Source organism: Hansschlegelia sp. (assembly GCF_035538955.1).
GTDB lineage: Bacteria > Pseudomonadota > Alphaproteobacteria > Rhizobiales > Methylopilaceae > Methylopila.
In genome coordinates this window covers 492,049-511,868 of record NZ_DATLJK010000015.1, presented here as the reverse complement: position 1 = coordinate 511,868, position 19,820 = coordinate 492,049, and the positions used below count along the sequence as shown (strand labels likewise).

The following is a 19,820-nucleotide window of genomic DNA, read 5'->3' as shown; positions in this document are numbered from 1 at the left end:
GGGGGGTCGCCGTCCGGCGTCAGCCCTCCAGCAGCCGCCGCGCGATGACCTGCGCCTGAATCTCGGCCGCGCCCTCGAAGATGTTGAGGATGCGGCTGTCGCAGAGCACGCGGCTGATCTGGTACTCGAGCGCGAAGCCGTTGCCGCCGTGGATCTGCAGGGCGTTGTCGGCGGCCGCCCAAGCGACGCGCGCGGCGAGCAGCTTGGCCATGCCGGCCTCCAGGTCGCAGCGGATGTCGCTGTCCTTCTCGCGCGCCGCGAAATAGGTGATCTGGCGCGCGATCTGAACCTCGGCCGCCATCATCGCGAGCTTGTCCGAGACCCGTGGAAAGTCGGCGAGCGGCTTCTTGAACTGGATGCGCTCCTCCGCATAGCGCAGGCCGATGTCGAGCGCCGACTGGGCGACGCCGACCGCGCGCGCCGCCGTCTGGATGCGCGCGCTCTCGAAGGTCTTCATGAGCTGCTTGAAGCCCTGCCCCTCGACGCCGCCGAGCAGGTTCTCGGCCGGGACCTCGAAGCCGTCGAAGGAGATTTCGTACTCCTTCATGCCGCGGTAGCCCAAAACCTCGATCTCGCCGCCGGACATGCCCTGCGCGGGGAACGGGTCCTCGTCGGTGCCGCGCGGCTTCTCGGCGAGCAGCATCGACAGTCCGCGGTGGCCCGGCTCGTTCGGGTCGGTGCGCACCAGAAGCGTCATCAGGTCGGCGCGCACCGGATGGGTGATCCAGGTCTTGGCGCCGTTCACGCGGTAGACGTCGCCGTCGCGCGCCGCGCGCGTCTTGAGGCTCGCGAGGTCGGAGCCGGTGTTCGGCTCGGTGAACACCGCCGTCGGCAGGATCGAGCCGTCAGCGAGCTTCGGCAGGTATTTCTGCTTCTGCTCTTCGGTCCCGCCGCCCAGGATCAGTTCGGCGGCGATTTCCGACCGCGTTCCGAGCGAACCCACGCCAATATAGCCGCGGCTGAGCTCCTCGGAGACGACGCACATCGCCTCCTTGCCGAGGCCGAGGCCGCCATATTCCTCCGGAATGGTGAGGCCGAAGACGCCGAGATCGGCAAGCTTCTGGATCGTCTCGAGCGGGATATAGGCGTTGGCGAGGTGCCAGGCGTGCGCGTAAGGCGCGACCTCCGCCTCCGCGAAGCGCCGCATCTCGTCGCGGAACTGGCCGTGCGTCTCGTCGAGACCGGAGTCCCCGAAGCCAGAGCGCCCGTCGGCCTGCCGCATCAGCTTGGCGAGCTCAGCGCGCGCCTCCGCGGAGCCGCCGTCCGCGATCAGCTCACGGCCCGCCTCGCCGAGCAGTTCGGCCGGGCGGGCGGGATCGAGCCCCAGATCCTGCGCGCGCACGATCTCGCCCTGGTTCATCGGAATGCCGCCGATCACCTGCGCGAGATATTCGGCCGCGCCGACCCGCAGGATCGCCTCCTCGATCGCGCCGTAGCGGCCTTCCTTGGCGAGCCGCTCGCTCCAGTGCAGCAGTTCGCGCAGCGCCATCCGATAGGTGGCGAGCCAGGCGAGCCCGTGGCCGGCGCGCTGTTCGCGCTCAAAGGCCTCGCCGTCGATCTTGCCGTTCTGGACCACCTTGGCCCGCACCGCCTCCGTCGCTTCCGCCAGCAGGATGTCGAGAGCGGGCAATACAGCTTGAAGGCGGGCCGCCGGCGTCTCGGTCGAGGCGGCGGCGGCGGGCTGTGCGGCGGTCATGAATGTCGCTCCGGAAGGGTGCGCAGCCGGCCGCGAGGGGGGTCAGGCGGGCCGGCGCAACGGTTCGGCTGCATCCTCGTCATCGCGGGCCGCTGCGGCAATGCACCCTTCGGCGGACGCCGGAGCGCCATTCGCGTTGGCCAGCACGACGCCAACCGCAGCAAGCGCCATGCCAAAAAGCTGCACCGCCGAGAGGGTTTCGCCGAACAGCAGGAAGGCTTCCAGAGCCGCCACCGGCGGAACCAGGAAGATGAGCGTCGCCACCCGCGAAACGTCGCCGCGCTTGATCATCGCGAGCATCAGCAGGATAGCGCCGATCGACAGAACCAGCACCGACCAGGCGAGCGCGAAGATCGCCGACGGCGTCCAGTCCACCCGTAAATCCTCCGCGAGCCATGCCGCCGGGGCGGTCAGCACGATCGCTCCCGCGTATTGAAGCGCGGCGAGCGCTCTCAGATCCTGGCCGCCGAGAGAGCGCTTCTGGTGGAGCGTCGCGGCCGCGACTGCGACCATCGCGAGCACATTGACGCCGAGCGGCAGCAGCGCCGGCTGCAGCCCATCCGTCGCCGCGAGCTTCGGCGCCACCACCGCGGCGACGCCCAGGAAGCCAAGCCCGACGCCGAGCCAACGTCGGCCGCTCAGGCGCTCGCCGAGCAGCGGCCCGGCCACGACCACGGTGAGCAGCGGCTGCAGGGCGGCGATCAGCGCCGAGACGCCTGCCGGGACGCCATGGGCGATCGCCCACCAGACGCCGCCCAGATAGAGCCCGTGAAGCATCATCCCGTTGACCAGCGCGCCGCCCCACTGCGCGGAGCCGCGCGGCCACCGGGCGCCGCTGAGCAGAGCGACCGGCGCGAGCAGCATGAGCGCGGCCGCATAGCGCAGCGTCAGAAAGGTCAGAGGACCGGCGTGCGGGGTCGCGAGCTTGGCGACCACCCAGCCGGTCGACCACATCAGAACGAACAGCGCGGGCGCAAGCAGGGCGGGCATAGACGGGATCCGGAGAAGCCGCGCTTCTCGCGCGCCGCGGCGGCGGGCGCAAACGCCTAATCCTAATGGCCACATCAGCGCCTCTGATGTGGCCATCAGGAATCGCCTGCGCCGCTTGCGATCGGACTCCACGCCTGACGCCGTCGCGCTACATTGACGCCATGATCGCCAAGCCTCGCGACACGACCTGGAAAGTCGCGGCCATCATCTGGGAGGCGCTGAAGCGCTTCGACCGCGACGACGGCTGGGCGATCTCGGCGCATATCGCCCTGAACGCGCTGCTCGCGATCTTTCCGTTCCTGATCTTCGTCACGGCGCTTGCGGCCTTCCTCGGCGCCGGGCAGATGTCGGGCCAGGTCGTGCACATCATCTTCGACACCTGGCCCCAGGCGGTCGCGGCGCCGCTCGCCAGCGAAGTCGACAAGGTGCTCACCACGCCGCGCGGCGGCGTCCTCACAATCGGCGTGCTGCTGACGCTGTGGGTGTCCTCCTCGGCGGTGGAGTCGCTGCGCATCGCGCTCGGCCGCGCCTATCACTGTCCGACGTCGAAGCCGATCTGGCTGTCGCGCCTGCAGAGCATGTGGTTCGTGGCGCTCGGGGCGCTCGGGCTGGTGGTTGTCGCGGTGTTCATCGTGCTGTGGCCGATCCTCTGGGACTTCGCCATCAACCACCGCTATCTCTCCTGGCTGGCGGCGTTCGAGTTCGCCAGCGACGTGCTGCGCTATGCGCTGACGGTCATCGTGCTCGCGATCGCGCTGCTCGCCGCGCATCTCTGGCTGCCGGGCGGGCGGCGGAAGGTGGCGGACGTGCTGCCGGGGGTCGTCGCCACGATCGTCCTGTTCATCGCCGGCGCGACCATGTTCTCGATCTACATCGCGCGATTCGCGAATTACGCGTCGACCTATGCGGGACTCGCGGGCGCAATGACGGCCGTGGTGTTCCTCAATGTCAGCGCGGCGCTGTTCATCTTGGGCGCGGAGTTCAACGCGGTGCTGGTCGAACGCCGCAAGGGCAGAGCCGCGGGGTGCTCGAACCCGAAGAGCCGGGCGGCGGCAGATCGCATCGGCGCCCGCGGACGCCCCCGCACCGCGTCGGCGTGACCGCCGGTCCGTGCGCCGGCCCGCAAGCTAGCCGCGCGCGAGCCGGAGCTTGCGGGTCTTGGCGATCTTAGCCTCCAGGGCGCGGATGCGCGCCTCATGCGCCGCCCAGAACCGCTCATTGTCCGCCGCGGTGTGCCGGCCGGGCCGCCATCCCAGGTAGGGCCCGGAGCGCCGCGACGACGGCGGCTTCGTCGGCTCCGCCGCGACCGCGACCTCCGCGACGGGACCGGCGCCGGCCGCGAGAGGCGAGCCGAGCGCCGCCAGATAAGCCTTGGCGCGCGCGCAATAGGTCGACGAGAGCGGCGTCATGCGCTCTTCGCGGTGACCGGCGCGGTACTTCATCAGCGCGCGGCAGACGTCGCCGCCCGCAAGCCGCCAGGCCTGCGCCAGATAACGCACGGCGAAACGCGCATTGGTCGCAGGATCGAACAAGCCGAGCGCGCCGCCCGAATGGCCGAGCATCTCCGCCGTCGGGGGCCGGATCTGCATCAGTCCGATCTCCCCGACGCCGCCGACTGCCGAGGGGCTGTAGCCGCTCTCGATCTCCGCCACCGCCTCGGCGAGCTCCGGCGGAACGCCCTGACCGACCGCCTCGCGCCGCACGAGTTCGACCAGCGCGGCGCGGTCCGTCGCCGGCTGCGAGGGACCGGCGGACGATGACGCCTCCTGCGCGAGGCCGGGGGCGGCGATCAGAAGGAGGGCCAAAGCGAGAAGCGTGAGGCGCATCGCACCTGTCTCCGCGAAGCCCGCAGAATATGCGAGCGGCCGTTAAGAACCCATAGCCTGACATTGGCGGCCGTCTTCGCCGCCAATGTTCCCTTATTGTTCTTGACAGCCTCCGGCGCGCCGCTACTCTCGGGGCCAGCAGGAGCCGAGGGCTGCGGCATGGTCGTATGGGTCTCCACCGTCGCCTTCGAGGGCATCGAGGCCCGGGCGGTCGACGTGCAGGTCCAAGTGGCGCCCGGGCTGCCCGCCTTCTCGATCGTCGGCCTCCCCGACAAGGCGGTCACGGAAGCGCGCGAACGGGTGCGGGCGGCGCTCACAGCGGCCGGGCTCGCGCTGCCGCCGCGGCGCATCACGATCAACCTCGCGCCCGCCGATCTGCCCAAGGAAGGCGCGCATTTCGACCTGCCGATCGCGCTCGGACTGATGGCGGCGATTGGCGCGGTGCCGCATGACGCGCTCGCAGGCTGCACCGTGCTTGGCGAACTCGCGCTCGACGGCACGATCGCGCCGGTCGCCGGCGCGCTGCCGGCGGCGGTGGCGGCGCATGCGCGCGGCCATGCGCTGATCTGCCCGGAGGCCTGCGGGCCGGAGGCGGCCTGGGCGAGCGCCGACCTGCCGATCGTCGCGCCGCGCTCTCTGATCCAGATCGCCAATCATCTCAAGGGCGTGCAGATCCTCGCGCGGCCACGACCGGGCCTTCCGGAGCCGAGCGGCGCGATCCCCGACCTGCGGGAGGTGCGCGGCCAGGAGACGGCCAAGCGGGCGCTCGAGATTGCGGCCGCCGGCGGGCACAATCTGCTGTTCTGCGGGCCGCCCGGCGCCGGCAAGTCGATGCTGGCGAGCCGGCTGCCCGGTCTGCTGCCGCCGCTGGAGCCGAAGGAGCTGCTGGAGGTGGCCATGGTGCGCTCGGTCGCCGGCGAGCTCGCGGGCGGGCGGCTGACGAACCGCCGGCCGTTCCGCGCGCCGCATCACTCCGCCTCCATGGCGGCGCTGGTCGGCGGCGGCGCCCGGCCGCGCCCGGGCGAGATCGCGCTCGCCCACCACGGCGTGCTGTTCCTGGACGAACTGCCGGAGTTTTCCGCGCAGGCGCTGGACGCGCTGCGGCAGCCGCTCGAAAGCGGCGAGGCCGTGATCGCGCGCGCCAACCACAGGATCTCCTATCCGGCGCGGTTCCAGCTGGTGGCGGCGATGAACCCGTGCCGCTGCGGCGGCGGGGACGGCCACGCCTGCCGGCGCGGCCCGCGCTGCGCGGCGGAGTATCAGTCACGGGTGTCCGGGCCGCTGCTCGACCGGATCGACCTGCGGCTCGACGTGCCTGCGGTGAGCGCCGCCGACCTGATGGCGCCAGGCGCCGGAGAGGACAGCGCGACCGTGGCCGCCAGGGTTCTGGAAGCGAGACGGCGCGAGGCGGCGCGGCGGGAGCGGCTCGGCGTCACGGGCTCCTTCCTCAACGCCCACCTGCCGGTCGCCGCGGTGGAAGACGCGACGCGGCCGGACGCCGCGGGCCGCAAGCTGCTCGTCGAAGCGGCCGACGCGTTGCGGCTCTCGGCGCGTGGGTATCACCGCGTGCTCAAAGTGGCCCGCACCATCGCCGACCTCGACGGCGTCGACGCGGTCGGGCGCATCCATCTTGCGGAGGCGCTCGCCTACCGCGCCTCGCCGGAGCCGCAGGCGCGCGCCGCCTGAGCCGCAGCCTCACAGCCTGAGGACGAGCCCCTCGTCGGCGCGAAGCCGCAGCGGGCCTGCGGGTTCGGGTCCGCTGCGGTCGAGATGGGTGGAAAGCAGCGTCTCGGCGGGCTGTCCCAGGTCGACCTCCGCAGGCGCCGAGCCCAAATTCAAGGCGACGAGCAGGTCCTCGTCTCCCAGGCGCCGGCGGAAGGCGAGCACGTCCCCCTCGGTTCGTCCTGATTCGTAAAGGCCGGCCGCGAGAGCGGGATGGCTACGCCGCAGCGCCAGAAGCGCGCGGTGCAGGCGGAGCATGGAGCGCGGATCGGCCTCCTGCGCGGCGACGTTGAGCGCACGCGTGTCGTTGAGCGGCAGCCAGGGGCGGCCGGTGGTGAAGCCGCCCGTCGGCGTGTCGTCCCACGGCATCGGCGTGCGCGCCGGATCGCGGCCATGGCCAGGCTCGTTTTTCTCCCACGGGTCCTGAGCAAGCTCATGCGGCACGAACACGTCCGCGAGGCCGATCTCGTCCCCGTAATAGATCGTCGGCGTCCCGCGCAACGTCAGCAGCAGCATCGCGGCGACCCGTGCCTGGGCGGGTCCGATCCGGCTCGCGATGCGCCTCTGGTCATGATTGCCGAGCACCCAGTTGGGCCAGCCGCCGGCCGGCAGGGCGCGCTCATATTCGTCGATCAGCCGTGCGATCTCCGGTGCGTGCCACGGCGCCAGGATGAGCTGAAAATTGAACGGGAGATGGACGCCCGAAAGCTCAGGTCCGTAATAGGCGACGAGTCGCTCCACCGGCAGATAGATTTCCCCGATCAGCACGCGGTCCTGGTAGTCGTCGACCACCGCCCGCATCTCACGGATCACGTCCAAAACCTCCTCCTGGTCGGCGGAGTGGACCTGCAGCAGCCGCGCGATGTCAGGCTCGCCGGGCGTGAAGGCGGGATTGGGCGGGTTGTCGCGGAATAGCGCGTCCTTCATCAGGTGCCAGATCACGTCGACCCTGAACCCGTCGACGCCGCGGTCGAGCCAGAACCGCATGACCTCCGCCATGGCGGCGCGCAGCTCGGGGTTGCGCCAGTTCAGGTCCGGCTGCTGCTCCAGAAAAGCATGGTGGTAATACTGGCCGCTCGCCGGGTCGAAGGCCCAGGCGCTGCCGCCGAAATTGCTCATCCAGTTGTTGGGCGGGCCGCCGTCCGGCGCGGGGTCGCGCCAGATGTACCAGTCGCGCTTCGGGCTCGCCCGGCCGCTGCGGCTCTCGACGAACCACGGATGGGCTTCCGAGGTGTGATTGGGAACGAAGTCGAGGATCAGCTTCAGGCCGCGGGCGTGCGCGTCGTCGATCAGCCGGTCGAAATCCTCCAGCGAGCCGAAAATCGGGTCGACGCCGCAATAGTCGGCGACGTCATAGCCGAAATCCGCCATGGGCGACGGGTAGATCGGCGACAGCCAGACGGCGTCGACGCCGAGCCGGACCAGATGGTCGAGCCGTCGCCGCACGCCCTGAAGGTCGCCGATGCCGTCGCCATTGGTGTCCTGGAACGAGCGCGGATAGACCTGATAGACGACGCCGCGCTGCCACCATGCCAAGCCGTGCATCGATCAGATGTCGCTGCGGTTGAGCAGGTAGTTGAGCCCGCCGGCGCGGAACCAGCGATAGCCGAAGCCTTCGAGCACGATCGTGTGCCGCCCGTCCGCGTCGGCCTCGCTGTGGTTCTGGGCGAGCAGATTGACGAGCCTGTTCGGCTCTCCGTGCATCGGGCCGACCTCGAAGGAGACCTCCTTCGGCTCGGGCGCCAGATTGTGCAGGATGATCACCGCGTTGTTGCGCCAGTCGTAACGAAGGGCCAGCACGGCCTTGTCGCGCGTGGAGAGCGTGACGCAGTCGCCCCAGCCGATTTCCGGCAGTTCCTGACGCATGCGGATGATGCGCTCCATCCAGTTGAGGAATGAGTCCGGATCGCGCCGCTGCTGGGCGACGTTGACGGTCTGGAAGCCGAAACCGCCGCCTGAGATCACCGGCAGGAACGTCTTCTCGGCCTTGCTGAAGCCGCCCTGCTGCTCGCTGGACCACTGCATCGGCGTGCGCGCGCAGTTCCGCTCGGGCAGCGACAGGTCGTCGCCCATCGCGATCTCGTCGCCATAGCGCAGCACCGGCGTGCCCGGCAGCGTGAACATCAGGCTATAGGCCAGTTCGAGGCGCCTGCGGTCTCCGCCCAGCATGGCCGCAAGCCGGCGGCGGATGCCGCGGTCGTAAAGCTGCATCGACTTCTCGGGGCCGAAGGCGTCGAACACCGCCTGACGCTGCTCGGGCTCCAGCCGCCCGAGGTCGAGCTCGTCGTGATTGCGCAGGAATATGCCCCACTGCGCGGTGTCGTATTTAGGCTTGGTCTCCTTCAGCGCCTTGGCGAGCGGCCGGGCGTCCGCCGAGGCCATGGCGTAAAACAGCCGCTGGTTGACGTGGAAGTTGAACATCATCTGCATCCGCGCGCCGTCCGCGCCGAAATACTTCATGTCGTCGTCCGGCAGCACGTTCGCCTCTGCGAGAATGACGCTGTCGCCCTTGCGCCATTGCAGGAACTCACGAAACGTCCGGAGCATCTCGAACTGCTCCGTCGGCGCCCCGGTCACGTCCGGCCCCTTCTCGGCGATCACGAACGGCACCGCGTCCATCCGGAAGCCGCTGACGCCGAGCTGTATCCAGAAGCCCATGATCTTCAGGATTTCGGCCTGCACATGGGGGTTTGACGTGTTCAGGTCAGGCTGGAATTCGTAAAAACGGTGGAAGTAGTACTTCTTGGCGACAGAATCGTAGGTCCACGTCGTCTTCTGAACTCCGGGGAAGACCATTCCCTGATCGGCGTTCTTCGGCTTCTTGTCGGACCAGACATACCAGTCGCGATAGGGCGAAGCCGGATCTGAACGAGCCGACTTGAACCAGGGGTGCTGGTCGGAGGTGTGGTTGACCACGAGGTCGATCAGGACGCGCATTCCGCGCTGCTTCGCGGCGTGCGTGAACTCGACGAAGTCGCCGAGCGTGCCGTAGCGCGGATCGACGCTGTAGAAGTCGGAAACGTCGTAGCCGTCGTCGCGGCCGGGCGAGGCCTGGAACGGCATGAGCCAGACGGCCGTGACGCCGAGGCCGTGAAGATAATCCAGCCGCCGCGTCAGCCCTCGGAAGTCGCCGACGCCGTCGCCATTCGAGTCCATGAAGCTTTCGACGGACAGGCAATAGACAACGGCGTTCTTGTACCAGAGATCGGAGATCATCGCGCTTGCCCGGTTGCGCCCCCCGGGGGCAACGCGGCGCCGCCCGGCGCGTTCCCGCCTCGGTTTTTTCAGCGCATCAGCCCGGCCGCCCTGAGGGCGCGCTCGATCGTCCCGCCGACATCGCCGCCAGGGAACCGACGGGGCCGTTCGGCCTTAGGCGGCGCCGACGCATCGCCGGCACGCTGGGCGGCGGGCCGCGGCCGCTCGACGTCCGCGCGCTCGGCCTGTCGGTCCGGTTCGGCCGCAGCCTCCGAAAGCCCCCAGAAACGGGCGATATGGCGGGTGGACGAGACGCCGACGTCGAGCATGAAGGGCCCCTTCCGCTCGCCGAGCCTGCCGTCGAGCGGCACGCCGTGTCCCATGCCATCAATCACGTGAAGCTCGACGACATCGCGGCCGCCTTGACGCCAGACGCGCCGACGCCGCCCGGCCCCGGACTCCTCATGAAATTCCTCCAAGGCGGCCCCGTGTACGTCGACCCACTGCTTCACCAGGTGTTCGGCGTTCTTCGGGACCACCGTCGAGTCCGCGGCGCCGTGCCAGATCGAGATCCGCGGCCATGGCCCCTGATGGGGAGAGCCTGCCCGGACCATGTCGCCGAGTTCCTGCGCGGAGCGGTCGCCCGGACGCGACATGGCCTCGAAGGCCTCCGGAATGCTGCGCGCCGCGCCGCATGGCAGGCCGGCGATCACGGCGCCGCCGGCGAAGACCTCCGGATAGTCGGCCAAGAGCGCGCTCGCCATCGCGCCGCCGGCCGACAGGCCGGTGACGAAGATGCGCGCTTCGTCGATCTTGTGACGGTCGACCATGAGGGCGATCATCTCGCGGATGGAGCGGGTCTCTCCCAATCCACGCGCGGCGTCTGCGGCCAAAAACCAGTTGAAGCAGCGCTGGGGGTTGTTGCCGCGCTGCTGCTCCGGATAAAGCACCGCGAAGCCCTCGCGGTCCGCAAGCCGCGTCCAGCCGGCGTGGGAATCATAGCCATGCGCGTCCTGGGTGCAGCCGTGTAGCACCACGACCAGGGGAGCTCCGGGCGCCAGATCCCGCGGCGCATAGGCCAGCATGCGCAACGATCCCGGATTGGGTCCGAACTGCTCGATCTCCCGAAGCCGCCGCTCGCCCGTGGCGGAGCCGGCGGTTCGCTTCGACTTCGGCGCAGCCCACGCTTCCCAGCGATTCCGCTCGCGCCGGCCGTCCAGATCGAGTTTGGCCAAAGCCACCTCCTGAGAATGCTTTCGCGCCCGCCGCGTTACCCTGATGTGGATGCTGCGCTGCGCAAAGCAATATTGCGATGCAGCAACACCGCCATGCGCCGGCACGGCGCGACGGTCATATTTCGGCCGCTCGGCGCGGACTTGACGCCGTCGTCGGGATCGTGGCCCAACACCGTCGATCGCAGGAGCTGACAGAATGGCCGACACCCCGCCCGACCATCTTTCCGTGAATCCCGAGAGCCCGTTCTATGACGAGGCCGCTCTGGCGCGCGGCGTCGGCATCCGGTTCAAGGGCGTCGAGAAGACCAATGTCGAGGAATATTCCGTCAGCGAAGGCTGGATTAAGGTCGCCGCCGGAACCGCGCGGGACCGGGCGGGGAATCCGATGACGCTGAAGCTCAAGGGCGCGGTCGAGCCCTATTTCAGGGACGACGCCGACGCCGGCGAGGCCTGACCGCTTCACTCGATCGCCACGACCTCGACGGTCCCGTTCGGGATCGTCGCCCTATCCCCGACCTCCTTACCCATCAGCGCCTGCGCGAGCGGAGCGATATAGGACACCGACCCGCGGGCCGGATCGGCCTCGTCCTCGCCCACGATGCGGAAGCTCTGCTGGCGGCCGTCTTCCCGCTCGAAGGTGACGCGCACGCCGAAGGCGACGCTGGTCGGGGCCTGCGCATGCGGGACGAGTTCGGCGCTGGCGCGACGCGCCGCATAATAGCGTAGGTCGCGCGTGGCGCGCGCCATGGCGGTTCTGTCGCCGGCGATGTCGCCTGCAGCCTGAGCGGCGGCGTAGGCGGCGCGCGCCTCGGCGAGCGCCCGATCAAGCTCGGCCAGCCCCTCGGGCGTCACAAGATTGCGGTGAGGCGAAATCGGCCGGTCGGGCAGATTGGCCGCCACCGACTCGAAATCCTGCTCCTTTGTAAACGCGACGCTCATGACGACCTGCCGGATGGAACCCGGCTGAGCCAAGCATGCGCCGAGCGGAAGCGATAGCGGGCGAAAAGTGCAACGCCGCCATCTTCAACGCTTCCTAAAGGCGTGACCGATAGGCTCACCAGCCGCCGGGCGCGAAATGGAACGCCCGGATGCGGAGGGTGGCGTGACATTCGGGATGGCGGCCGCCTTCGCAGGAGGGATTACGGTCGGGGCGCTGGCGGCGGCCGGGCTGGCGCGCCGCGCGCTGGGGCGCCTGCGCGCCCGGACCGATGCGGAACTGGAGAGCCAGCAGGACGCGCTGTGGCGCGCGACCGAAGCCGAGGAGCGCGCGCGCGGCGAGCGCGAGGCTGCGCTCAGGGCGGCGGAAGCCGGCGACCGGGCCAAGGCCAAGTTCCTCGCGAGCGTCACGCATGAGATGCGGACGCCGCTGTCCGGCGTGATCGGAACCACGGATCTTCTGCTCGAGACGGGGCTCGCCCCGGACCAGCGGACCTACGCCAGCGCAGTCCGGCGGTCGGCGACCGCCATGCTCGATCTGGTGGACGAGATCCTGGACCACTCGCGCATCGAGGCCGGCGGCTTGACGCTGCAGGACGAGCCTTTCGACCCGGTCGATCTCGTCGAAGGCGTCGCCGAACTGTTGGCGCCGCGCGCGCAGGCCAAGGGCCTCGACCTCGCCTGCCTGACGGGGCCGGGCGCCGCCACGCTGCGCGGCGACGCCGGACGCGTGCGCCAGATCCTGCTGAACCTGGCCGGCAACGCGATCAAGTTCACCGCTCAAGGCGGCGTCGGCCTGCGGCTCGATCTTGCTGATGAGGAGGCGAGGTTCTCCGTCGTCGACACCGGCCCCGGCTTCGAGCCGTCCGACGCCGAACGGTTGTTCGAGGAGTTCACCCGGGAGGCTGCGGACCCCGCCGCGAGCGGCGTCGGCCTTGGCCTTGCGATCAGCCGCAAGCTCGCCACGGCGATGGGCGGCTCGATCGCCGCCGAAGGCCGCCCCGGGGCTGGGGCGACTTTCATGCTGCGGCTTCCGCTGCGGCGCGCCGAGGCGGCGTCTTCCGCGGCCGGTAAGCCGCCTCTGGCGGGCCGCCGGGTCCTGGTGGTGTCGGACGCCCCGTTCACCGGCCCCTGGCTTGCCGAAACACTCCGGAACCTGGGCGCGGACGCCGCCCTGTCCGCGCAGCGCGACGACGTCACGGGCGGCTACGACATCGTGATCATCGACAGCGTGGCCCCGCCGGCGTTGGCGCGCGCCATGGCGGCGAAGGCGGCGGGCGCAGCGCGCGCCGTGGTGCTGCTGACGCCTGCGGAGCGCAGGGACCTCAGCGGACTGCTCTCGGACGGCTTCGACGGCTATCTGGTGAAGCCGATCCGGGCGGCGTCGCTCTACAGCCGGCTGGTCGAGCCGCGCCGCAGCCGCCCCGCCCCCGTCCCGGCGGCGACCGCCTCCGCCCTGCCGATGTCCGCCGAGAGCGGGCTGCGGGTGCTGCTGGCGGAGGACGACCCGGTGAGTTCGCTGATCGCGCTCGCGCATCTCAACCGCCTCGGACACTCGGCGCACCATGTCGCCGACGGCGCCTCCGCCCGGGCGGCATTCGCGGCCGCGTCCTACGACGCCGCCCTTCTCGACCTCCGGATGCCGACGCTCGACGGCTGCGCCGCCGCCCGGGCGATCCGGGCGGTCGAGGCCGCCGAGGGCCGGCGGCCGGCGCTGCTGCTCGCCGTCACGGCGAACGCGACGTTGGAGGACCGGGCCGCTGCGCTCGCCGCCGGCATCGACGACGTGCTGGCGAAGCCGCTCGAGCGCAAGGCGCTCGCGGAGGCTCTCGCGCGCCTGCGGCGGACGGGATCCCGGGTGGCCTGAGCGGGGAGCGGGCCGCGCTCTCGTTGTCACACGGGTGTGCGGCGAATATGGTCTTGCGTTGCGCGGGACCGGTTCGGCCCCCGGATGGCCAGAGTTCCGCTGCCTCCGGACATCGGGGACATGAGACGTCCCCTTGGGGAGGCGCCTCATGTCGACAGATCCGATCGATTTCCCGCCTGCGGCCATCGCTCTCGAGCCTTCTGTCGGGGGGCTCGGCTTCAGAACAAAGCCGCCGTCCCAGAAGCTGCTGGCCCGGCCGCTCGGGCGGATCGGCTCGCTGGAGATCAAGCTCGCGGAGTCCGCGAAGGAAATCCGCCGCGCGCAGCGGCTCCGGTACCGTGTGTTCTTCGAAGAGATGCAGGGCGCGCCGAGCATGATGGCGCGGTTTGCGCGGCGCGACGCCGACCCGTTCGACGCGGTGTGCGACCACCTGCTCGTCACGGATCACCAGCTGCGGGCGCCGAAGCCGACCGCAGTGCTGCCTGGCCTGAAGGGTTTCGACGTCGGCGCGGTGGACCCGTCCTCGCCGTTCAGGATGAGGAAGCCCAAAGTCGTCGGAACCTATCGCCTGCTGCGCGGCGAGGTCGCCGACCGAACGTTCGGGTTCTACAGCGCGAGCGAGTTCGAGGTCGACGGGCTGGTTTCAAGGCACCCGCGTCTGTCGTTTCTGGAGCTCGGCCGGTCCTGCGTGCTCGAGCCCTACCGCGACAAGCGAACCGTCGAGCTGCTGTGGCACGGCATCTGGGCCTATGTGCTCGCGCATGGCGTGGACGTGATGATCGGCTGCGCCTCGCTCGAGGGAACCGACCCCGAGCGGCTCGCGCTGCCGCTTTCCTACCTGCACCACTTCCACGCCGCTCCGCCGCAATGGCGGGTTCCGGCGGTCGAATCGCGGCGCGCCGAGATGCGTCTGCTGGCGCGCGAGGCCATCGACCCCCGCGCCGCGCTGCGCGCCCTGCCGCCGCTGATCAAGGGCTACCTCAGGCTCGGCGCCTTCATCGGGGACGGCGCTGTGGTCGACCATGCGTTCGGCACGACGGACGTGCTGATCGTGCTGCCGCGCCAGTCTATCAATCCGCGCTACGTTGCGTATTACGGAGCCGACGCGGGCCGTCACGCCGCCTGAGGGCGTGCGACGTCGCGTCGGCTTCACGCTCCGCGGCGGACTGCGCCACCTTCGGGCGGGCCGGGCGGAGGCGCGGCCGCCTGTGCAGGAACATTGATGCCCGAACGCCCGCCCGTCCCGGACCGGCCCGTCAAGATCGTGCTCATCGACGAGAGCCCGGTCCGCGCCGCCATTCTGGAGGAAGGCCTGCGGGCGGCCGGGCATGAGGCCATCATGCTCATCTCCGACCATGTGAACCTGCTGGAGCGGATCTACGCGATAGACCCGGACGTCATCCTCATCGATCTCGAGAACCCGAGCCGGGACGTGCTGGAGCAGATGTTCCAGGTGAGTCGGGCGGTTCGCCGGCCGGTCGGCATGTTCGTGGATCAGACCGACGCCGCCTCGATCGAACTCGCCATCGACGCCGGCGTCTCGGCCTATGTGGTGGACGGGCTGAAGAAGGAGCGCATCAAGCCGATCCTCGACACCACGATCAGCCGGTTCAACGCCTTCGCGAAGCTGAAGGCCGAGCTCGAGCAGGCCAAGGGGCAGCTCGAGGAACGCAAGATCATCGACCGCGCGAAGGGCATCCTGATGCGCTCGAAGAACATCGACGAGGAGCAGGCCTATGTGCTGCTGCGCAAGGTCGCGATGAACGAGAAGAAGAAGATCTCGGAGATCGCCCAGTCGGTGGTCACCGCCGCGGAGCTGCTGGGATGAACGCTGAGCGCGTGAAGATCGGCTTCATCCCGCTGGTCGACGCCGCCGCGCCCATCATCGCGGCCGAGCGCGGCTTCGCCGCCGAGGAGGGACTCGAGATCGAGCTGGTCCGCGAAGTCTCCTGGGCCAACATCCGCGACCGCCTGACCTTCGGCCATTTCGACGCCGCCCATCTTCTCGCGCCGCTCGCGATCTCGACGTCGCTCGGCCTGGGCGGGATACGCGCGGCTCTCGCGGCCCCGATGGCGCTGGGCCTGAACGGCAACGCCATCACCCTGACGCCCCACCTCCACGAGGAACTGCTCGCGAACCTTGCGCCGGGCGCCGACCCGAACGATCCCGCGGCGACCGGCGCAGCTTTCGCACAGACGGTGCGGGCCCGCCGACGGCGGGGCGACGAGCGCCCGACGCTTGGAATGACGTTTCCGTTCTCGACACACAACTACCAGCTCCGGCTCTGGCTCGCGGCCGCGGGCCTCGACCCGGACGACGACGTGCGTCTGGCGGTCGCGCCGCCGCCCTACATGGTCGACGCGCTCCGCAGCGGGCACGTCGAAGGCTTCTGCGTCGGCGCGCCCTGGAACTCGGTCGCAGTCGAGCTCGGCATCGGCCGCATCCTGCATCTCGGCGTCGACCTCGTACGGCGCTGCCCCGAAAAGGTGCTGGCCACGCGGGCGGCCTGGCTGGACGAGGATACCGGGCGGACCGAGCGACTGGTCCGGGCGATGGTCAAGGCTGGCGAATGGCTCGACGCGCCGGACAACCACGCCGAAGCCGCCCGTCTGCTCGGCGCGCCCGGCATGCTGGACGTGCCGGAGCCGCTGATCCGGCGCGCGCTCGACGGCCGCATTCCGACCGGCCCGAATGGCCCTGTCCGAGAGGCCGCAGACTATCTCGTCTTCGCCCGCGACGGCGCCATGCGGCCCGATCCGCGTCACGCGCGCTGGCTCTATGGCGAGATGGCGCGGTGGGGCCAGGCGACCGGCGCCGAGGCCGCAGAAGCCGAGGCTGTCTACCGACCCGACATCTTTGACGCCGCCGTCGGGGCGCCCGCCGTGCCGCAGCCGGCCGATCCGCTGGGCCTGTTCACCGACTGACGCGTGCCCGCTTCGGGTGCATCGCACAATTTTCACGCACCATCGGCCCGACCTTGCGGCGCCGACGCGATTGTCGAGGGGGTCGGGCCACGCTCGGCCTCGGTCAAAACTGCTCCGATCCCAGCGCTTCCAGAAGCTGAAACCCGGTTGGCACGCCGCTTGTATGGAGAGTGGCGCAGGTTCGCGTCGCCGCTGACGCCCGGACCCGCCGCCCAATGATGGGCCGCCAGCGACGCCGCTGAACGACTGCGCGACTGCGCATCTCGTCAGCGGCTTTTTTTTGTTCTCACGCCCTCCTTCGGGGCGATCCGCAGCGCCGGCGCCTTGCGCCTTCACGGAGCCGACCAGCATGACCGACCGCGTGAAGACCCTCCTGACGACCGGCGCCAGCCGCCGGTCCGTGCTGCGCGCCGGCGCAGGCGCCGCCGCCACGCTGCTGGCGGCCCGCGCCCTGCTGCCCTCCGGCGCCTACGCCCAGGCGGCGGGGCCCGAGACGCCCAAGGCGAAGCTCGGCTTCATCGCCCTGACCGACGCAGCGCCGCTGTTCGTCGCCAAGGAGAAGGGGCTGTTCGACAAGCACGGCATGACGGAGGTCGAGATCGCCAAGCAGTCGTCCTGGGGCACGACGCGCGACAACATCGTGCTCGGTTCCAGCGGCGGCGGTATCGACGGCGCGCACATCCTGACCCCGATGCCGTACCTCATCACCACCGGGGCGATGACCCAGAACAACCGGCCGACCGAGATGATGATCCTCGGCCGGCTGAACGTCGCCGGCCAGTGCATCTCGGTCGGCCAGGAATATGCGGATCTCAAGCTCGGGCTCGACACCAGGCCGTTCAAGACTGCGCTCGACAAGAAGAAGGCTTCGGGCAAGGACGTCAAAGCCGCGATGACCTTCCCGGGCGGCACCCACGATCTGTGGATCCGCTACTGGCTCGCGGCCGGCGGCGTCGATCCCAACAAGGACATCCAGACGATCGTCGTGCCGCCCGCCCAGATGGTGGCGAACATGAAGGTCGGCACGATGGATTGCTTCTGCGTCTGCGAGCCCTGGAACGAGCAGCTCAAGAACCAGAAGATCGGCTACACGGCGCTGACCACCGGCGAACTCTGGGACAAGCATCCCGAGAAGGCGTTCGCGCTGCGCGCCGACTATGTCGAGAAGAACCCCAAATCCGCAAAAGCCCTGCTGATGGCCGTGATGGAGGCCCAGCAGTGGTGCGAGAAGATGGAGAACAAGGAGGAGCTCGCCGCCATCTGCGCCAAGCGCAACTGGATCGGCGCTCCCGTCTCCGACACTGTGGCCCGGATGAAGGGCACGTTCGACTACGGCGCCGGCAAGCCAGTGGTCGAGAACAGCCCGTTCATCATGCACTATTGGGCCGACAACGCCGGCTATCCTTACAAGAGCCATGACCTTTGGTTCATCACCGAGGACATGCGCTGGGGCTATCTGCCCGAAAGCACCGACGCGAAGGCGCTGATCAACAAGGTCAACCGCGAGGATCTGTGGCGTGAGGCGGCCAAGGAGCTTGGCGTGACCGACCTCCCGGCCTCCACGTCGCGCGGCGTAGAGACATTTTTCGACGGCAAAGTATTCGACCCGGAAAAGCCCGGCGAATACCTGGCGAGCCTCGACATCAAGCGCATGGCCTGAGGCGGCGGACGCCGCCCGCCGCGCCGCCCCCTGCCCGGAGACATCTGATGACACAGACCGCCGCCGCGACGTCGAACGTGACGCCGCTCAAGACGCCGGCCTCTTCGGGAGGAACGGTGGTCAGCCTGCCCGCCCCTGTCGCCCGGCCGCTGTTCGGACGCCGCGCGCGGACGCAGCTTGCGGATATCGCCCGCGCCATCGTGCCGCCGCTGCTGACGGTCGCGGCGCTGCTGCTGCTGTGGGAACTGCTCTGTTCCTCCCCGACCGCCTCGCTGCCCTCGCCCTCGCGGGTCGTCGGCGACACCTGGGAGCTGATCACGCACCCGTTCTACGACAATGGCGGCAACGACAAGGGGCTCGGCTGGCAACTCTATGCCAGCCTGAAGCGCGTGGCGCTCGGCTATGCGCTGGCGGCGATCGCCGGCGTCGCGCTCGGAGCGCTGGTGGGCGGTTCCGTGTGGGCGATGCGCGGCCTCGATCCCGTGTTCCAGGTGCTGCGGACGATCCCGCCGCTCGCCTGGCTGCCGCTGTCGCTCGCGGCGTTCCGCGACGGCGAGCCCTCGGCGATCTTCGTGATCTTCATCACCGCGATCTGGCCGGTGATCATCAATACGGCGGTCGGCATCCGCAACATTCCGCAGGATTACAAGAACGTCGCCCAGGTCCTGCGGCTGAATCCGCTCGAATATTTCATCAAGATCATGCTGCCCGCCGCCGCTCCATACATCTTCACCGGGCTTCGCATCGGCATCGGACTGTCGTGGCTCGCTATCGTCGCAGCCGAGATGCTGATCGGCGGCGTGGGCATCGGCTTCTTCATCTGGGACGCGTGGAACTCGTCGCGGATCAGCGACATCATCCTTGCGCTCGTCTATGTCGGCGCGGTCGGCTTCATCCTCGATCGCATCGTCGCCCTGATCGCCGTCGCGGTGACCCGCGGCACGGCCAACGCGTGAGGACGAGCCCATGGCCAAGTCGTTCCTGACCGTCGACCACGTCGACAAAAGCTTCACCCGCGGCGCCGTCACCAACGAGGTGCTCAAGGACATCTCGCTCGAAGTGAAAGAGGGCGAGTTCATCTCGATCATCGGCCATTCGGGCTGCGGAAAGTCGACGCTGCTCAACATCGTCGCGGGCCTGACCCAGGCCACGACGGGCGTCGTCTTCCTGGAAGGCGCGGTGGTCGACGAGCCCGGCCCGGATCGCGCGGTCGTGTTCCAGAACCACAGTCTTCTGCCCTGGCTGACCTGTTACGAGAACGTCGCGCTCGCGGTCGACAAGGTGTTCGGCAAGACCAAGTCGAAGGCCGAGCGCCACGACTGGACGATGCACAAGCTCAAGCTCGTCCACATGGAGCACGCCAAGGATCGGCGGCCGTCGGAAATCTCGGGCGGCATGAAGCAGCGCATCGGGATCGCCCGCGCGCTTGCGATGCAGCCGAAGGTGCTCTTGCTCGACGAGCCGTTCGGGGCGCTCGACGCGCTGACCCGCACGCATCTGCAGGACCAGGTCATGCAGATCCAGGCGGAGCTCCGCAACACCGTGATGATGATCACGCACGACGTCGACGAGGCCGTGCTGCTGTCGGACCGCATCGTGATGATGACGAACGGCCCCGCGGCCCGCATCGGCGACGTGCTCGAAGTGCCGCTGGAACGTCCGCGCAAGCGGCTCGAGCTGGTGTCGGACCGCGCCTACATCGCGGCGCGGGCGGCGGTGCTCAAGTTCCTCTACGAGCGCCATCGCTTCGTCGAGGCGGCGTGAGCGA

At 69.5% G+C, this 19,820-nt stretch carries 17 protein-coding genes; 10 read left to right on the top strand and 7 right to left on the bottom strand.

Going from position 1 to position 19,820, the window contains the following annotated elements; genetic code table 11:
- Window positions 1-19: 19 nt before the first annotated feature.
- Window positions 20-1,696, bottom strand: coding sequence for an acyl-CoA dehydrogenase family protein (locus VM780_RS14465; RefSeq protein WP_325448512.1), 1,677 nt, complete (start codon window positions 1,694-1,696; stop codon window positions 20-22).
- Window positions 1,697-1,738: 42 nt separating this feature from the next.
- A complete protein-coding gene (locus VM780_RS14460; RefSeq protein WP_325448510.1) occupies window positions 1,739-2,686 on the bottom strand; it encodes a DMT family transporter in 948 nt (315 codons plus the stop codon).
- Window positions 2,687-2,847: 161 nt separating this feature from the next.
- Between VM780_RS14460 and VM780_RS14455 the strand changes: the two genes are divergently transcribed.
- Complete coding sequence (locus VM780_RS14455) at window positions 2,848-3,786, top strand: YihY/virulence factor BrkB family protein (protein WP_325448508.1); 939 nt, start codon at window positions 2,848-2,850, stop codon at window positions 3,784-3,786.
- 27 nt (window positions 3,787-3,813) lie between these two features.
- Here the strand turns inward: VM780_RS14455 and VM780_RS14450 are convergent, their stop codons facing one another.
- A complete protein-coding gene (locus VM780_RS14450) occupies window positions 3,814-4,512 on the bottom strand; it encodes a lytic transglycosylase domain-containing protein (protein ID WP_325448506.1) in 699 nt (232 codons plus the stop codon).
- Between the two features lie 159 nt (window positions 4,513-4,671).
- Between VM780_RS14450 and VM780_RS14445 the strand changes: the two genes are divergently transcribed.
- Complete coding sequence (locus VM780_RS14445; protein ID WP_325448504.1) at window positions 4,672-6,198, top strand: YifB family Mg chelatase-like AAA ATPase; 1,527 nt, start codon at window positions 4,672-4,674, stop codon at window positions 6,196-6,198.
- 9 nt (window positions 6,199-6,207) lie between these two features.
- Here VM780_RS14445 and VM780_RS14440 read toward each other — a convergent pair whose 3' ends face one another.
- From VM780_RS14440 to VM780_RS14430, 3 genes are all read right to left on the bottom strand, one after another.
- Window positions 6,208-7,779 carry an alpha-amylase family glycosyl hydrolase gene (locus VM780_RS14440; protein WP_325448502.1) on the bottom strand — a complete coding sequence of 524 codons (1,572 nt, stop codon included), beginning with the start codon at window positions 7,777-7,779 and terminating at the stop codon, window positions 6,208-6,210.
- Between the two features lie 3 nt (window positions 7,780-7,782).
- A complete protein-coding gene (locus VM780_RS14435; protein ID WP_325448500.1) occupies window positions 7,783-9,450 on the bottom strand; it encodes an alpha-amylase family protein in 1,668 nt (555 codons plus the stop codon).
- A 68-nt stretch (window positions 9,451-9,518) separates the two neighbouring features.
- A complete protein-coding gene (locus VM780_RS14430; protein WP_325448498.1) occupies window positions 9,519-10,664 on the bottom strand; it encodes a PHB depolymerase family esterase in 1,146 nt (381 codons plus the stop codon).
- A gap of 196 nt (window positions 10,665-10,860) precedes the next feature.
- On the opposite strand from VM780_RS14430, the gene VM780_RS14425 reads away from it, so the two are divergent.
- Window positions 10,861-11,118, top strand: a complete 258-nt coding sequence (locus VM780_RS14425) for a DUF3297 family protein (RefSeq protein ID WP_325448496.1) — start codon at window positions 10,861-10,863, stop codon at window positions 11,116-11,118.
- A gap of 5 nt (window positions 11,119-11,123) precedes the next feature.
- Here the strand turns inward: VM780_RS14425 and greA are convergent, their stop codons facing one another.
- Window positions 11,124-11,603: a transcription elongation factor GreA gene (greA, locus tag VM780_RS14420; protein WP_325448494.1), complete on the bottom strand. Its 480-nt coding sequence runs from the start codon at window positions 11,601-11,603 to the stop codon at window positions 11,124-11,126.
- A 163-nt stretch (window positions 11,604-11,766) separates the two neighbouring features.
- On the opposite strand from greA, the gene VM780_RS14415 reads away from it, so the two are divergent.
- The 7 genes from VM780_RS14415 to VM780_RS14385 all read left to right on the top strand — a co-directional run bounded on the left by VM780_RS14415 (window position 11,767) and on the right by VM780_RS14385 (window position 19,816).
- Complete coding sequence (locus tag VM780_RS14415; RefSeq protein WP_325448492.1) at window positions 11,767-13,467, top strand: hybrid sensor histidine kinase/response regulator; 1,701 nt, start codon at window positions 11,767-11,769, stop codon at window positions 13,465-13,467.
- A 148-nt stretch (window positions 13,468-13,615) separates the two neighbouring features.
- On the top strand, window positions 13,616-14,593 hold the full coding sequence (locus tag VM780_RS14410) for a GNAT family N-acetyltransferase (protein WP_325448489.1): 978 nt from the start codon (window positions 13,616-13,618) through the stop codon (window positions 14,591-14,593).
- Between the two features lie 96 nt (window positions 14,594-14,689).
- Entirely contained in the window at window positions 14,690-15,295 is a 606-nt protein-coding gene (locus VM780_RS14405; protein ID WP_325448487.1) for an ANTAR domain-containing response regulator, read from the top strand.
- The gene (locus VM780_RS14400; protein ID WP_325448485.1) at window positions 15,292-16,392 is read left to right on the top strand and encodes a CmpA/NrtA family ABC transporter substrate-binding protein; all 1,101 of its coding nucleotides are present in this window, start codon (window positions 15,292-15,294) and stop codon (window positions 16,390-16,392) included. Before VM780_RS14405 ends, VM780_RS14400 begins: the two co-directional genes overlap by 4 nt.
- A 349-nt stretch (window positions 16,393-16,741) precedes the next feature.
- Window positions 16,742-18,052 carry a CmpA/NrtA family ABC transporter substrate-binding protein gene (locus tag VM780_RS14395; protein ID WP_325448483.1) on the top strand — a complete coding sequence of 437 codons (1,311 nt, stop codon included), beginning with the start codon at window positions 16,742-16,744 and terminating at the stop codon, window positions 18,050-18,052.
- Between the two features lie 47 nt (window positions 18,053-18,099).
- A complete protein-coding gene (gene ntrB, locus VM780_RS14390; RefSeq protein ID WP_325448481.1) occupies window positions 18,100-19,008 on the top strand; it encodes a nitrate ABC transporter permease in 909 nt (302 codons plus the stop codon).
- A gap of 10 nt (window positions 19,009-19,018) precedes the next feature.
- Window positions 19,019-19,816, top strand: a complete 798-nt coding sequence (locus VM780_RS14385; protein WP_325448479.1) for an ABC transporter ATP-binding protein — start codon at window positions 19,019-19,021, stop codon at window positions 19,814-19,816.
- The last annotated feature ends 4 nt before the right edge of the window (window positions 19,817-19,820 follow it).

What these genes read in the sequence shown, in the direction of transcription:
- VM780_RS14465 (WP_325448512.1), bottom strand. Translation starts at nt 1,696, where the DNA reads ATGACCGCCGCACAGCCCGCCGCCGCCGCCTCGACCGAGACGCCGGCG.
- VM780_RS14460 (WP_325448510.1), bottom strand. Translation starts at nt 2,686, where the DNA reads ATGCCCGCCCTGCTTGCGCCCGCGCTGTTCGTTCTGATGTGGTCGACC.
- VM780_RS14455 (WP_325448508.1), top strand. Translation starts at nt 2,848, where the DNA reads ATGATCGCCAAGCCTCGCGACACGACCTGGAAAGTCGCGGCCATCATC.
- VM780_RS14450 (WP_325448506.1), bottom strand. Translation starts at nt 4,512, where the DNA reads ATGCGCCTCACGCTTCTCGCTTTGGCCCTCCTTCTGATCGCCGCCCCC.
- VM780_RS14445 (WP_325448504.1), top strand. Translation starts at nt 4,672, where the DNA reads ATGGTCGTATGGGTCTCCACCGTCGCCTTCGAGGGCATCGAGGCCCGG.
- VM780_RS14440 (WP_325448502.1), bottom strand. Translation starts at nt 7,779, where the DNA reads ATGCACGGCTTGGCATGGTGGCAGCGCGGCGTCGTCTATCAGGTCTAT.
- VM780_RS14435 (WP_325448500.1), bottom strand. Translation starts at nt 9,450, where the DNA reads ATGATCTCCGATCTCTGGTACAAGAACGCCGTTGTCTATTGCCTGTCC.
- VM780_RS14425 (WP_325448496.1), top strand. Translation starts at nt 10,861, where the DNA reads ATGGCCGACACCCCGCCCGACCATCTTTCCGTGAATCCCGAGAGCCCG.
- greA (WP_325448494.1), bottom strand. Translation starts at nt 11,603, where the DNA reads ATGAGCGTCGCGTTTACAAAGGAGCAGGATTTCGAGTCGGTGGCGGCC.
- VM780_RS14410 (WP_325448489.1), top strand. Translation starts at nt 13,616, where the DNA reads ATGTCGACAGATCCGATCGATTTCCCGCCTGCGGCCATCGCTCTCGAG.
- VM780_RS14405 (WP_325448487.1), top strand. Translation starts at nt 14,690, where the DNA reads ATGCCCGAACGCCCGCCCGTCCCGGACCGGCCCGTCAAGATCGTGCTC.
- VM780_RS14400 (WP_325448485.1), top strand. Translation starts at nt 15,292, where the DNA reads ATGAACGCTGAGCGCGTGAAGATCGGCTTCATCCCGCTGGTCGACGCC.
- VM780_RS14395 (WP_325448483.1), top strand. Translation starts at nt 16,742, where the DNA reads ATGACCGACCGCGTGAAGACCCTCCTGACGACCGGCGCCAGCCGCCGG.
- ntrB (WP_325448481.1), top strand. Translation starts at nt 18,100, where the DNA reads ATGACACAGACCGCCGCCGCGACGTCGAACGTGACGCCGCTCAAGACG.
- VM780_RS14385 (WP_325448479.1), top strand. Translation starts at nt 19,019, where the DNA reads ATGGCCAAGTCGTTCCTGACCGTCGACCACGTCGACAAAAGCTTCACC.